13 protein-coding genes and 1 pseudogene are annotated in these 14,684 nt (G+C 34.9%); 4 read left to right on the top strand and 10 right to left on the bottom strand.

Annotated features, from left to right (window positions below):
- Positions 1-193: 193 nt before the first annotated feature.
- The 6 genes from ACWNMZ_RS10765 to ACWNMZ_RS10740 form a co-directional block, all read right to left on the bottom strand.
- The gene (locus ACWNMZ_RS10765) at positions 194-973 is read right to left on the bottom strand and encodes an amino acid ABC transporter ATP-binding protein (protein ID WP_031534123.1); all 780 of its coding nucleotides are present in this window, start codon (positions 971-973) and stop codon (positions 194-196) included.
- Between the two features lie 18 nt (positions 974-991).
- Positions 992-2,191: an amino acid ABC transporter permease gene (locus ACWNMZ_RS10760; protein WP_031534120.1), complete on the bottom strand. Its 1,200-nt coding sequence runs from the start codon at positions 2,189-2,191 to the stop codon at positions 992-994.
- Positions 2,192-2,200: 9 nt separating this feature from the next.
- Positions 2,201-3,373 (bottom strand): amino acid ABC transporter permease, encoded by a 1,173-nt coding sequence (locus ACWNMZ_RS10755; protein WP_031534118.1) that lies wholly within the window; start codon positions 3,371-3,373, stop codon positions 2,201-2,203.
- 91 nt (positions 3,374-3,464) lie between these two features.
- Positions 3,465-4,535 carry an amino acid ABC transporter substrate-binding protein gene (locus tag ACWNMZ_RS10750; protein ID WP_031534116.1) on the bottom strand — a complete coding sequence of 357 codons (1,071 nt, stop codon included), beginning with the start codon at positions 4,533-4,535 and terminating at the stop codon, positions 3,465-3,467.
- Positions 4,536-5,223: 688 nt separating this feature from the next.
- Complete coding sequence (locus tag ACWNMZ_RS10745; protein WP_031534114.1) at positions 5,224-6,804, bottom strand: peptide chain release factor 3; 1,581 nt, start codon at positions 6,802-6,804, stop codon at positions 5,224-5,226.
- A gap of 171 nt (positions 6,805-6,975) precedes the next feature.
- Positions 6,976-7,689 (bottom strand): NAD-dependent deacylase, encoded by a 714-nt coding sequence (locus ACWNMZ_RS10740; RefSeq protein WP_031534112.1) that lies wholly within the window; start codon positions 7,687-7,689, stop codon positions 6,976-6,978.
- A gap of 194 nt (positions 7,690-7,883) precedes the next feature.
- On the opposite strand from ACWNMZ_RS10740, the gene ACWNMZ_RS10735 reads away from it, so the two are divergent.
- Positions 7,884-8,651: a TatD family hydrolase gene (locus ACWNMZ_RS10735; RefSeq protein WP_031534110.1), complete on the top strand. Its 768-nt coding sequence runs from the start codon at positions 7,884-7,886 to the stop codon at positions 8,649-8,651.
- A gap of 67 nt (positions 8,652-8,718) precedes the next feature.
- Here ACWNMZ_RS10735 and ACWNMZ_RS10730 read toward each other — a convergent pair.
- The 3 genes and pseudogenes from ACWNMZ_RS10730 to ACWNMZ_RS10720 all read right to left on the bottom strand — a co-directional run.
- Positions 8,719-8,802, bottom strand: a pseudogene (locus ACWNMZ_RS10730) (YjcZ family sporulation protein); the annotation flags it as partial.
- A gap of 87 nt (positions 8,803-8,889) precedes the next feature.
- On the bottom strand, positions 8,890-8,994 hold the full coding sequence (locus ACWNMZ_RS10725; protein WP_081836530.1) for a YjcZ family sporulation protein: 105 nt from the start codon (positions 8,992-8,994) through the stop codon (positions 8,890-8,892).
- A gap of 262 nt (positions 8,995-9,256) precedes the next feature.
- The gene (locus ACWNMZ_RS10720) at positions 9,257-9,799 is read right to left on the bottom strand and encodes a GbsR/MarR family transcriptional regulator (RefSeq protein WP_031534108.1); all 543 of its coding nucleotides are present in this window, start codon (positions 9,797-9,799) and stop codon (positions 9,257-9,259) included.
- Positions 9,800-10,132: 333 nt separating this feature from the next.
- Between ACWNMZ_RS10720 and proV the strand changes: the two genes are divergently transcribed.
- Genes proV through ACWNMZ_RS10705 form a run of 3 tightly spaced genes read left to right on the top strand, consistent with a single transcriptional unit; the run spans position 10,133 to position 13,098 of the window.
- The gene (gene proV, locus ACWNMZ_RS10715) at positions 10,133-11,377 is read left to right on the top strand and encodes a glycine betaine/L-proline ABC transporter ATP-binding protein ProV (RefSeq protein WP_031534106.1); all 1,245 of its coding nucleotides are present in this window, start codon (positions 10,133-10,135) and stop codon (positions 11,375-11,377) included.
- Complete coding sequence (locus ACWNMZ_RS10710) at positions 11,370-12,215, top strand: ABC transporter permease (RefSeq protein ID WP_031534103.1); 846 nt, start codon at positions 11,370-11,372, stop codon at positions 12,213-12,215. Before proV ends, ACWNMZ_RS10710 begins: the two co-directional genes overlap by 8 nt.
- A 1-nt stretch (position 12,216) precedes the next feature.
- Entirely contained in the window at positions 12,217-13,098 is an 882-nt protein-coding gene (locus tag ACWNMZ_RS10705; protein ID WP_031534101.1) for a glycine betaine ABC transporter substrate-binding protein, read from the top strand.
- 48 nt (positions 13,099-13,146) lie between these two features.
- Here the strand turns inward: ACWNMZ_RS10705 and ACWNMZ_RS10700 are convergent, their stop codons facing one another.
- On the bottom strand, positions 13,147-14,661 hold the full coding sequence (locus ACWNMZ_RS10700) for a flotillin family protein (protein ID WP_031534099.1): 1,515 nt from the start codon (positions 14,659-14,661) through the stop codon (positions 13,147-13,149).
- Positions 14,662-14,684 lie beyond the last annotated feature (23 nt).

The following is a 14,684-nucleotide window of genomic DNA, read 5'->3' as shown; positions in this document are numbered from 1 at the left end:
TATCAAAATAGTGATTTTTTATACAAAATGAATTTCTAAATTTTTACATCATTAAAAAACTTACTATACTGCACCAATATTCTTATTTATCCACCCCTCTCCTCTTGCTTATGAGAATTGCAGAAAGATAGTTGGTGATGAAGTTGCGCTATATTAAAATAGAATAAACAAAAAAAGGCCAAATGGCCTTTTTTTAAAGTATCTGAGATAAGAAAGCTTTCGTCCGTTCATGCTTAGGATTGTCAAATAATTCTTCTGGTTTACCCATTTCTACAATTTCTCCTTTATCAAAAAGGATAATACGGTCTGCTACTTGTCTTGCGAATCCCATTTCATGTGTTACGACAAGCATAGTCATACCAGATTCTGCCAGAGTTTTCATAACATCTAATACTTCTTTTACCATTTCTGGATCGAGTGCAGATGTAGGTTCATCAAATAGCATTATCTTAGGCTGCATCGCTAATGCTCTTGCAATTGCAACACGCTGCTGTTGCCCACCTGATAATTGTCCAGGGTATTTATTCGCTTGTTCAGGAATACCTACCCTTTCTAGCAAATCCTTTGCAATTTGCTCCGCTTTTGTTTTCTTCCACTTTCTCACCCAGATAGGAGCTAAAGAAATATTTTTCAAAATTGTCATATGTGGAAATAAATTAAAGGATTGAAATACCATTCCCGTTTCTTTACGAATCTCTTCAATATTTTTAACATCATCGGTTAATGCAATATCATCAACAATGATTTCACCTTTTTGAAATTCTTCTAAAGCATTAATCGTACGAATAAAGGTTGATTTGCCTGACCCAGATGGTCCTAAAATAACGATAACCTCTCCTTGCTTAACCGTAAGATCTACATCCTTTAATACATGATGATCTCCATACCATTTATTCAATTTATTTACTTTAATAATATCTTCTCTCTCCGTTAAAGGGGTTGTTAATTTATTTACTCCAAATACACTTTCCATATAATCCGATTCTCCTTTCTATCTCGTTCCAACACCAAGTGATTTTTCGATATGTTTACTTACATGGGACATTAAAAAGCAGAAAATGAAGTATATAAACGCAATGACAATGTATAACTCCATATATTTTCCTAGATATTCAGGGTTGGCAGCGATTTTTTTCCCCATACCAAGGAAATCCGCTAATCCTATCACCGCAACCAATGATGTATCTTTAAAAACAGAAATAAATTGTCCAACCATTGCAGGAATAACGGCTTTTAAGGCTTGTGGCAAAACAACAAAAATCATTACTTTGACATTATTTAACCCAAGTGCCTGTGCTGCTTCGAATTGTCCTCTCGGAATCGATTGTAATCCACCGCGAATATTTTCTGCTAAATATGCGGCACTAAATAGGGTGAATGCAATCATGGCACGAACAACATTGTCTAATTGAATACCTCCAAGAAACATAGGAAGCAATAATTGTGCAATAAATAAAACCATAATGAGAGGCATTCCACGAATTAATTCTATATACAGAATACAGCAATACTTTATTATAGGCAGTTTACTTCGTCTACCTACTGCAAGTAATAAACCTATTGGAAAAGAACAAATAATTGCTACCGACGCAATTACTAAAGTTAATAAGAATCCTCCCCAAACATTTGATTTTACAGGCTCTAATACTCCAAATCCGTTAATGATAGAAAGACAGATTGGAATATATAATATCCATAGTACAAGCATAGGAATTTTTAATTTTGGAACATATTTCCCAACGAAATAAAAAACAACAATCGTAGCAATACATGAAAACAAGTATACTTTGGATTCATTTTCTGTATACGGAAGAATGCCGAATACTAATAATAGAGCACCAAGACTAATTGCTACATGACCGATTATCCCTCTCCAAACTCCCCAAGAAGTACCTAATAACACAGACATAAATAAAAGGGATACCCACAATCTCCAAATTTCTTCTATTGGAAATTGCCCAACAAATAGTAGTCTCAAATTATCAGTGACAACATTCCATTCACTGGCAAATAAAAATTTCCCTATATTTGCAAGTAAATAAATTGTAAACATTAGGGTCACAATCGTTACTATTGCATTTTTCCAGTCTTTAAATAAATTATTTTTAAGCCATAACTGTAGTTTTTTCTGACTATTTAATTTTGTGGTTTCCATAACTGGTTCCGTGTTTTCTAATTGTATATTATCCAATTCGCTTCCCTACCTTTCTACCAGCTGGAATTTTTTGTTGAAAAGATTCATTAACAGGGATGTAGTTAAGCTAAACAGTAAATATACAGAAATTACAATTAATAGTGTCTCTAACGTATGTCCCGTTTGATTAATGATTGTATTTCCGATTCCAACAATATCTTGATATGCTACCGCCATCGCTAAGCTTGAGTTTTTTATTAAATTTAAATACTGGCTTGTCAACGGCGGGATAATTATTCTGATTGCCTGTGGAAAAATAATTAACCGAAGCGCAGTGCGACTTTTAAAGCCAAGTGCTTTTGCAGCTTCTGTCTGTCCTTTTGGAACGCCCATAATTCCAGCACGGACAATTTCTGAAATATAAGTAGATGTATAGATAGTTAGTGCCACGAGCACAGACATAAACCCAATAGATAAAGATGTTCCACCATCAAAAGAATTTCCATTAAAAACTGGAACAGATAGACCAAATGGGCCATTTCCTAAAACAAGAAAAGTAATAATCGCGCCAATTACTATTAATCCGATACTGGAGATTAGTGGATATGTAGATTTACCTGATTCTAATGATACCTTTGTTAATATTCTGAATAAAAATACACTACCTACAATGAGGAGAATGAGTACGATTAACCAAATAAGCGTATTATCTTGTAATGTAAACCATGGGATGGATGCCCCTCTATTAGAAAAATAGAAAGAACCGATAGAGAGTGCTTCTTGTATTTTTGGCATCGGTAAAAATACGGCAAAATTCCATATAAATATTTGTACCAAAAGGGGAGTATTTCTAAAAACCTCTACATATACAGTAGCCACCTTGCTTACTAACCAGTTATCAGATAAACGTGCAACACCCACTATAACTCCGATAATACTTGCAAATATAATTCCAAAGATAGAAACCTTAAACGTATTTAATAATCCTACCAATAATGCACGTATATATGGATCATCAGGTGTATAGCTAATAATAGATTCTGAAATCGGAAAAGATGCTTTTAAAGTTAAATAATCTAATCCTAATGTCAATCCTATTTGTTCAAGACCAGATATCACATTATTGACCATAAAAATAATCACTGTTCCTACTATAATGACAAAGAGGATTTGAGCAATAATCGGTATTATTTTTCTATTTCTCCAAAGAGGAGTCGATGTTGTCTTTTTTACTTCCACTCTTTCTCACCTCTCACCTAAAAGAATAGGGGGAACTCAAAAGGGTATGACAATTTGAGAACCCCCTTATTTTTCAACTTAATAATTCATATTAACGGAACGGAATAGAGTACAATAATCCGCCATCGCTATATAATGCATTTTGTGTACGTTCTAATTTGAACACTGTATCAGGACCTAAGTTGCGATCATAAATTTCACCATAGTTACCGACTTGTTTAATTACTTGGTAGGCAAAGTCATTAGATAGTCCTAATTGTTCACCAAGGTTTCCTTCTACTCCTAATAAACGTTGAATTTCTGGATTTTCACTAGTTAAGAAATCATCTACGTTTTGAGACGTAATACCAAATTCTTCTGCTTGAATTGTTGCAAATACAATCCAAGTTACCGCATCTGCCCATTTTTCATCTCCATCTTTAACAGCTGGAGCTAAAGGTTCTTTTGAAAGTGTTTCATCTAAAATAATGTGCGCATCTGGATCTTGTAATGTAGACTGACGAGAAACCAGTCCTGATTTATCAGTTGTCCATGCATCAATAGAACCTTGCTCATATGCAGCTATAACAGCATCAGCGTTATCAAATGTTTGAGCTGTATAATTAACTCCTGCAGCTTTCATTTGATCCGCTAAGTTTAATTCAGTTGTTGTTCCTGTTTCTACACCAATTGTTTTTCCTTCTAAATCTTGTAACGTTTTGATATTACTATCTTTCGGTACCATAATTCCTTGCCCATCGTAGAAAATTACTGGAGCAAAGCTTAAGCCTACTTCGGCATCACGGTTTGTTGTCCAAGTTGTGTTACGTACTAACACATCAACTTCACCAGACTGAACAGCGGTGAAACGGTCGGTAGCTGATAATGGTCTAAATTCAATTTTCGTTGCATCTCCAAGTACTCCTGCTGCAATTGCTTTTGCAAAATCAACATCAAAACCAGTATTTTCTCCATCTGATCCTATGTATCCAAAGCCAGGAAGTGCATCATTAATACCAGCTTTTAAAGTTCCTCTTTCTTTAATAGTATCAAGTAGACTGCTAGAATTTGATGTTTCTCCACTGCTACCATCCTCGTCAGATCCTGTCTTACTTGAACAGCCGGCTAAAGCAAGTACAAGCACTAGTAAAATGCTAAGAGTAAGCGAAAAACTTTTTTTCATGCAACATATCCCCCTATTATCTATTTTGTTATCATACTATCAGACTTCCATTTAACGAATATTCAATCTTTTTAACTTAATAGAATACTCTTATTGCATCGAAAGATAGTATCATCATTGCTAAATTGCTAACAAGTCAAATATGTTAACATTTGTTTGTTAACTTTTATAACAACTTGTTTTTATTATACCTATTTTTTTTCTAAATACAAATAGTTTTTTGAAAACTTTTAATTTTTATAATTATCGAGTGTTAATTATTTATTTAGGCAAACAAAAACTATATATATCAGTAATTCGACTATCGAAAGACTTTTATTCCTACTATTAAAACAAATAATTTATTAATTATTTTAATAATTATCAGAAAAAACAAATAGTATTCTTCTGAAATATATTATATTAACATAACATTCCCTCTCCTTTTTCAATAAACACTTGTTTTCTTCATCTATTTTTCTTCCTACATTTGTTCAAAAACCTGACATACTCTTTTGACAGATATCCTCCTTTCTATAATATCTATTTATTTATTTATTGATTGACCCTCCAAATGAATCTATCTAAATAGATTACATCAGGTCGCTTGGAAACAAGGATTATTCCAAATAAAAAAAAGACTGTTCCAGCCATGGAACACCCTTAACCAAACGGGGGGATATCCATTTGAAACAATCTTATTTCTATCTTATTCTTGTTCATCCATCGGATTAAATAATTTCACTTCTGGATTTTTATCTTGGAACCATCTTAAGGCAAATTCATTTTCAAATAAAAATGCTTTTTTACCGAAACGATCCTCCACCAATAAGCTTCTTCCACTAGAAAGATTTTCATTCACTTCTTCATCTACTAGCCAACGAGCAATTTTAGAGCCAACATGTTCCATAATTACTTCAACATTGTATTCATTTCTCATGCGGTGCTCAAACACTTCAAATTGCAATTGACCTACTGCTCCAAGAAGATAATCTTCTGTTTTAACAGTCTTATACAGCTGAATTGCTCCTTCTTGAACAAGCTGCTGAATCCCTTTATGAAAATGCTTTTGTTTCATTACATTTTTTGCTGTTACCTTTACAAAAAGCTCTGGTGTAAACTGTGGTAACTTTTCATACTGAAAGGATGTTTTACTAACGGTTAACGTATCTCCAATTTGATAAAACCCTGGGTCATATAATCCAATAATATCCCCACTAACTGCTTCATTTACAGTGCTTCTGTCATCTGCCATAAATTGAGTCGATTGAGCTAACTTCACTTGTTTTCCAGTTCTCGGTAAATTAACAGTCATTCCTCGTTCGAATTTCCCAGAACAAATCCGTAGGAATGCGATACGATCACGGTGAGCTGGATTCATATTCGCTTGAATCTTAAAAATAAACCCTGAGAATTCCTCAGAAAGCGGATTAATCTCGCCAACAGAAGAGTTTCTTGCTTGTGGCGATGGAGCAAATTGCAAGTAGGTTTCTAAAAACGTTTGAACTCCAAAGTTACTTAAGGCACTCCCAAAAAATACTGGTGTTAAATCCCCATTGTTAATTTTCTCCTCAGAGAATTCATTCCCCGCTTCATTTAATAGCATAATTTCTTCTAACGTTTGATCATATAAGGAATCCCGTTTAATTGGATGGTCTCCCTCAATTTCGCCATCTTCATTCAGCGGAATATACTTATCAGTATCTTCTACACGGAACTGTTCAATCCGCTTATAAAATCGATCATATATTCCTAGGAATTCTTTTCCCATTCCAATTGGCCAATTCATTGGATAGGACTCTATTCCCATCACTTCTTCCAATTCTGCAAGTAACTCAAGAGGTGCTTTCCCTTGGCGATCCAATTTATTTATAAAAGTAAAAATAGGAATACCCCTCATTTTACAAACTTTAAATAGCTTTAATGTTTGTTCCTCTATCCCTTTTGCAGAATCAATAATCATGACAGCACTATCAACTGCTGTAAGTGTACGATAAGTGTCCTCACTAAAGTCTTGGTGACCTGGTGTATCCAAAATATTTACGCGTGCATCTTGATAATCAAATTGCATCACACTGGAAGTAACAGAGATTCCTCTTTGCTTTTCTATCTCCATCCAGTCACTTGTTGCATATTTCCCTGTCTTCTTCCCTTTAACAGTTCCAGCATCGCGAATAGCGCCACCGAATAGTAATAGTTTTTCCGTTAATGTCGTTTTACCAGCATCCGGATGGGAAATAATCGCAAAGGTGCGACGTGACAGTACATCCTGTTTAAAATTCTTTGACATGTTACTTTCCTCTCTTTTTACGCTTTCAAATTTAGTCCATTCCCTTATATTATCTCGATATATCAAAGTTTGCAATGGGTTTAAATGTATTTAAACTAGTTTTATTTCGACTATTTTCTTCTATATTCTCAAAGAAGCTTTAATTTCTTTTGCTCTCCCCCATACTGTTCATTATAGCTTAGAATTTATTTCCTCTAATACGTTGCCAATTGGTTCATGAATAACGATATCTGCTATCCGATCCATTTCTGTTGGTTCTTTGTTTACTATAATTAACTTAGCTCCCGTTTCACTTGCTAGCAATGGAAATTGATTTGCTGGTGATACTGATAAAGAAGAACCTAATACTAAAAAAACATCTGACTTAATGGCAGCTTCTTCTGCCGTTAAAAAAGGCTGTTCTGGGAGCATTTCACCAAAGAGTATAATGGAGGGTCTCAATACACCACCACAGCCACATGTATAATTATCATGTAGATATTCTTCACTTAGATAGCTTCTTCCACACGTTTCACAATGAACCTTTTTTAGTGTCCCATGTAGTTCAGCGACTTTCTCACTTCCTGCTTCTTGATGAAATCCATCAACATTTTGGGTAATGATTTGTTTTAAATACCCCTTTCTTTCCCATTCAGCCAGAATTTCATGCCCTTTATGTGGCTTTAAGTCATGGATACCTTGTACTCTTTTTCTATAAAAATCGGTGAATTCTTGTAAATGATTATTTAAGGCATTCGTACTGGAAAGATATTGCTTTTGTTCGGTTGTCCATAATCCACGGTTAGCTGACCGAAAATCTGGTAATCCACTCTCTGTTGACATACCTGCACCTGTAAATACAACTAAATGATTTGCAGACTTGATTAATTTTACTAATGAAACCATCTTACAATCCCCCCTTATGTACCTCTTATCCCTTCATTTTATCAAATGGATGAAAGTACTCAAAATCAATGTTCTTTCCTATTAATTTCGATTGGTTTCCTACTCTTTCCTTCTGTTATAATGAATGAATGAAAATATCCATTATTGGAGACTATAAGTCATTTCTCCAATCTAACATTTAAAGGTGATGAAAGATGAAACAGATAATAGATGCACATATTCATTTAGATCAGTACAGCAGAGACGATATACTTCGTTTTGCTATGGAAGAAACAGTGCAATATGCCATCAGTGTTTCAAGTAATTTAGAATCATGTAAAAAAACGAAAAAACTGAGCCAGGAGTTCGCTTTTATTAAAGCCGCATATGGATATCATCCCGAACAATCTATCCCTTCTGACAAATCCTTATCTGCTCTATTTACATGGATGCACGAAAATCAAGAAAGCATGACTGCAATTGGTGAAGTTGGTTTGCCCCATTATATACGGAGAAAATCTCCTTCTTGCATTCCTTTAGAACCTTATATGGAAATTTTGGAGCTATTTATTATATTTGCAAAAAAATTAGAAAAACCCGTTATTCTACATAGTATTTACGAAGAAGCAGATATCGCTATTCATTTACTTGAAAAACACAGCTTCTCAATGGCACATTTTCACTGGTTTAAGGGAAATCCCAAAACAATTGAACAAATGATATCAAATGGTTATTCTATTTCCATTACTCCTGATTTATTATATAAGGAAAAAACTCGCCAACTTGCAAAACTATACCCAATTGAAAATATAATGGTAGAAACAGATGGCCCTTGGTCACTCGAAGGACCTTATCACCATCAAAAAACTGTTCCAATGATGATTCACGATACCGTTCACTATTTATCGGCAATTAAAAACATTACATTACCAGATATGTACAACCAGCTTTTGAAAAACACGAAAAATTTTTACTCCATTTAATTGATCGCTATAGTAGTAGAGAAAAGGAGACTGATCCCTTCGAATCAGTCTCCACCTTTTCAACATTTTACCATTTGAAACAAGCTGCACCTACAATGATTAAAAGAATGAATAAAACAACGATTAAGGCGAAACCTCCGCCGTAACCTCCACCACCATAGCCATAGCTAGGATATCCACAACCACCATATCCGTACATTCTAGTTCCTCCTTTTACATTCTATTCAGTTACGGATTATTAAAATCCGCCGTAACCCCAAGAAGCACCGATAATCACCAATAAAATAAATAATACTACTAAAAGAGCGAAACCTCCGCCGTAACCTACTCCAACTTCACCCATGAATAAAAACCTCCTTTTTTTGATTCCATATATCCTATTCAGGAATCTAAAATGTGCGATAGACAAATGCACATTTTTTAGGTTTTTTAACCAGTTTTGACTTTGAGCAAATTGTTCTCCCTTAGATTTCCTTTTCTTTTTTACTTTATTTGCGTAAATCCAAAAGGTTTTATTATCGTCAAAAAAACAAAAAAATGTTTTCATATATGGTTTTATATCAAACCGTATATGAAAACACCCTTTTAGTAAAATTTACTTAGATTTATTTTTCGTCTTCTTTTTTTGGTACTAAATGAAATATTTCATGTGATTCCAAACTATCTACAAACCGATCTAGCCAATTATAGTAATTGATTGCATAATTTAATTTTTCTAAGTCATTTTCCGCATCTTTCTTAACATCTTCAGAAATATCGTCTTTATTTATTAAGACTCTTAATTCATTAATGGACTTTTCAATGGCATACACATTTTCCGTAATTGCCAATCTCCATTTGATCGTGAAAAAATCGATAAATGATTGATACCAATCTTCTTCCGCCTTATATAAATCTTTTCGAACACCTTTTCGCCAAACTTTGTCCACCATTTTCAATTCAAGTAATGTTCGAACCGATGTACTCATACTGGTTTTACTCATCCCCAGCTCTTCTTTCATTTCGTCAAGAGTCATTGGGTCTTGCTGGAACAATAACATCCCATATAATCTACCAATTGATTCTGTTACACCATATAAATCCATATTTTGTGCTACAGAATCAATTACTCTCTCTCGAGCAATATTTAACTGCTCCCTATCCGTCATTTATCATTCACATCCATATTTTATGTTTACTTAATCATTTTAATAATGATTATTTCAATAATCAAGGTGAATCAATAATCAAAAACTTAAATGTATATTCTGTTTATAGATTAACATGAATGAAAAAAAAGTAAAGTAACATCAACTATAGGAAAAGGAAGCATTTGGGCGCATTATTAAGAATTAAGCACCTACAGTTCGTTCAGTTTTTTCTGTACGTTCAGAATGAATGATTTCAACTGATTATACCGTTTGAAATACTTGCTAATTATCTCCTATAATAAGTGAGGGCTCGATATACAATAGAGCGGTTAGAATTAAAGAGGTGAAAAAATGGAAAGTATGGCAAAATTAAAAATCGAAAATGTAACAAAAATTTTCGGGAAAAATGCAAAAAAGGCCATTCAGCTATTAAATAATGGTGAATCAAAAAAAGATATTCTTAAAAAAACAGGAGCAACAGTCGGGGTAAATAAGGCTAGTTTTGAAGTGAATCCTGGAGAGATATTTGTAATCATGGGACTTTCAGGAAGTGGTAAATCAACATTAGTTCGTATGTTTAACCGTCTGATTGATCCAACCATCGGGAATATTTATATTGATGGGAAAGACATTGTACGTATGTCTAAAGAAGAGTTACGCAATGTTCGTAGAGAAAAAGTAAGCATGGTCTTTCAGAAATTTGCATTACTTCCCCATCGAACAATCTTAGAAAATGCTGAATTTGGTTTAGAAATTCAAGGTGTAGATAAAGCGACTCGCAAAGAACAAGCCTTAGAAGCTCTTAAACTAGTTGGTTTAACAGGTTACGAAAATCAATATCCAGACCAACTAAGTGGCGGGATGCAACAAAGGGTAGGTCTTGCTCGTGCATTGGCAAATGATCCAGATATTCTTTTAATGGATGAAGCATTTAGCGCACTTGATCCTTTAATTCGTAAAGATATGCAGGACGAGTTATTAGACCTGCAATCAAATATGGAAAAAACAATCATATTTATTACACATGATTTAGATGAAGCATTGCGAATTGGTGATCGAATCGCATTAATGAAGGATGGGTCTATTGTCCAAGTAGGAACGCCTGAAGAAATTTTAATGAATCCTTCCAATGATTATGTAGAACGATTTGTCGAAGATGTTGATTTATCGAAAGTTTTAACGGCAAATCACATAATGAAACGTGCAGAGGCAGTCAATATAGAAAAAGGTCCTCGTGTTGCATTACAAATGATGAAGAAACTCGGAATCTCAAGTATCTATGTTGTAAATAAACGTAGAGAGCTTCTTGGAGCAATTACTGCCGATGATGCACGTATAGCCAGCGAAAAAAATGAAGGAATCGAAGCCATCTTACAAAAAGATGTTATTACGGTAACAGGTGATACATTATTATCTGACCTATTCGATAAAGTTTCCACTGCAATCATTCCAGTTGCTGTTATAGATGATCAAAATAGATTAAAAGGAATTCTTGTAAGAGGTGCAGTTATTGGTGCTCTTGCTGGTAATAATGAACTTATTAATGCACCTACACCGACAGAAACCGTACCAGTTGGGGGGGAAAATAATGAATAATCTATTTCCTAAACTGCCTGTCGCAGATTGGATCGATTCCTTTGTTGACTGGCTTACAACTACTTTTGAAGTATTATTTGATGGAATTACAGCAGTACTAGAATTTGTAGTTAATATTATAGTTTCTTTCTTTGGATTCATTCCTCCTATTCTATTAATCATTTTATTAGCATTACTGGCTTGGAAATTAGCGAATAAGAAGATTGCACTATTTACGCTTATAGGCTTATTACTTGTTGATAATTTAGGCTACTGGGAACCAATGATTGATACATTAGCCCTTGTTCTTTCAGCTGTATTTATCTCGATTGTTATTGGTATTCCGCTAGGCATTTGGGCTTCTCAAAACAATACAGTCCGCAATATCGTAATCCCGATATTAGACTTTATGCAGACAATGCCAGCTTTTGTATATTTAATACCGGCCATTTTCTTCTTTAGTATCGGGGTAGTGCCAGGAGTAGTTGCTTCTGTAATTTTTGCAATGCCACCTACTATACGCTTAACAATTCTTGGTATCCAACAGGTACCAAGCGATATTACAGAAGCTACCGAAAGTTTTGGTAGTACTACATCTCAAAAATTATTAAAAGTTCAATTACCACTTGCAATGCCAACTATATTAGCTGGTATTAATCAAAGTATCATGCTTGCGCTATCAATGGTAGTAATTGCTGCAATGGTTGGTGCGCCTGGATTAGGTGCAGATGTCTATCGTGCTGTAACTCAGATTCAAATTGGTCGTGGGTTTGAAGCCGGTATTTCTATTGTAGTACTTGCAATCATTTTAGATAGAATTACCCAAAATGTGGGCACAAAAAAAAAGGGGGCAAATTAATATGAAAAAAATGACAAGCTTACTAGGAGCAATCACGCTTACTTTAGGGTTAGCTGCCTGTGGTTCTGACAGTGCAGATAACGAAAATGCTACAATTGGCGAAAAGGTCGATTATGAAATTATCGGGATTGACCCTGGAGCAGGATTAATGAAAGCAACAAACCAAGCAATTAGTGATTATGAATTAAGCGATTGGACTTTAGTAGAAGGATCAAGTGCAGCGATGACTGCCGCGCTAAAAAAAGCATATGATAAAGAAGAACCTATCATTGTAACAGGCTGGACTCCGCACTGGATGTTTACTGCCTATGATTTGAAATACTTAGAAGATCCAAAAGGCTCATATGGTGAAGATGAAAACATTCATTCCATTGTACGTAATGGCTTAAAAGAAGATATGCCAGAAGCATATGAAGTATTAGATAATTTCCATTGGACAACAGAAGATATGGGAGTTGTTATGATGGATATTTATGAAGGAGAGTCACCTGAAAAAGCAGCCGAAAGCTGGGTTGAAGAAAATGCTGATAAAGTTAGTGAATGGACTGACGGCGTTGACAGCGTTGATGGTGACAAAATTAAAATTGGTTACGTTGCATGGGATAGCGAAATTGCAAGTACAAATGTTGTTGGCCAGGTATTAACAGATTTAGGCTATGATGTAACATTAAGTCAAGTAGAAGCAGGTCCTATGTGGACTGGTGTTGCTGACGGCAGCTTAGACGCACATATCGCTGGCTGGTTACCAATTACACATGAAGACTATGCAAGCAAATATGAAGGCCAATTCGAAGATTTAGGCGCTAACCTAGAAGGAACAAAATTAGGACTAGTCGTACCAAGCTATATGGATATTGATTCCATTGAAGATTTGAAAGAATAATAGCATATTGAAAAAGGGTCCGATTATAAATCTGACCCTTTTTCTTCCTTATTCTGATTTATTACTTAAATTATCATTCAATTCATTAATACTTTGACGAATATTCCCTTTACCAGATAAATTCTCCAATAATTCTTTAACATCAATCCCAGCTGAAGCCTTTAAAGATTCCTGCATTGTTGACATGAGGTTTGTCGCATAGCCTGTTACTTTATTTGCTCCACCATTACTGCCATCACTTCCTGTATCAACAACTGTAATCTTATCAATATTCGCTAATGGGCTAGCCACTTGTTTTGCATATTCCGGTAACATGTCAAGCACCATATCTAAGATTGCCGCTTGGCCGTATTGTGCATATGCTTCTGCAATCTTGCGTTTCGCTTCCGCTTCTGCCAAACCTTTTAAGCGAATGATGTCTGCTTCTGTTTCCCCTTTTGCTTTTTCCGCTTCCGCTTTCGCTAAACCGTCTACACGGACTTTTTCTGCCTCGGCTTTCGCTTGTGACTCAATACGATATTGATTAGCATCTGCTTCTGCAATTTCACGACGTTTATTTGCCTCAGCTGCCTGTTCCATTGCATAGCGATCTGCATCAGCTTTCTTTTTAACCTCTGAATCATATTGCTTTTCTCTTCTTAAAATTTCTTTTTCTTCTAATTCAATTTGTTTCTGTCTTTCAATGATCTTAATTTGCATTTCTTGTTCGGTAACTTCTTGCTTAGAACGAGCACTTTCTAAATCATACGCTTGGTCAGCACGCGCTTTTGCAATATCTTGATCTCTTCTATAATCAGCAATTTTCATTTGATTTTCTTTTTCTGCTTCGGCAATTTCCGTAGCTCTTTCTAATTCAGCCTTTTTAGCATCCTTATCTGCTTCTGCCTTTTTAATTCTTGTTTCTTTATCGGCTTCTGCAGTTGCTATGTCTGCATCTCTTTTTACTTGTGCAATACGCGGTTTACCAAGGGATTCTAAGTATCCATTTTTATCTCTTACATCTTTAATGGTAAAAGAGACAATGACCAGACCCATTTTTGCCAAGTCATGTGAAGCAACTCTTTGCACTTCTTGTGAAAACTTATCTCTATTTTTATAAATTTCCTCTACTGTCATACTACCAAGGATAGAACGCAAATGTCCTTCTAATACTTCTCTTGCTTCGTTTTCACGATCTTGTTTGGTTTTCCCCAAAAACTGTTCAGCTGCTGTTGCAATTTCACCAATAGAACCACCAATTTTAATAATTGCTGTACCATCTGCCATTACTGGAACACCTTGCTCTGTATATACTTCAGGTGTCGAAACATCTAATTTGCTAGATAATAAGCTTAAAGGCTCTGATTGTTGGAAAACAGGGAGAATAAATGCCCCTCCGCCTCTAATGATCTTAATTTTATTTCCAGATTCGTCAACATGAACATTTTTTGATCCTAAATAGCTTCCTGTTACAATTAGCGCTTCGTCAGGTCCTGCTGTTTTATACTTTGCCATAAATATACTAATAAGTGCGATTAGTAAAATTGCTACAATTCCTATTACAATCCAAATCTCCATTTGCATCCAGTTTTCCTCCTCTTATTAAC

The organism is Niallia sp. Marseille-Q9988, from assembly GCF_976954375.1.
Note: the sequence above shows the minus strand (reverse complement) of the source record. Positions and strands in the feature narration are given on the sequence as shown.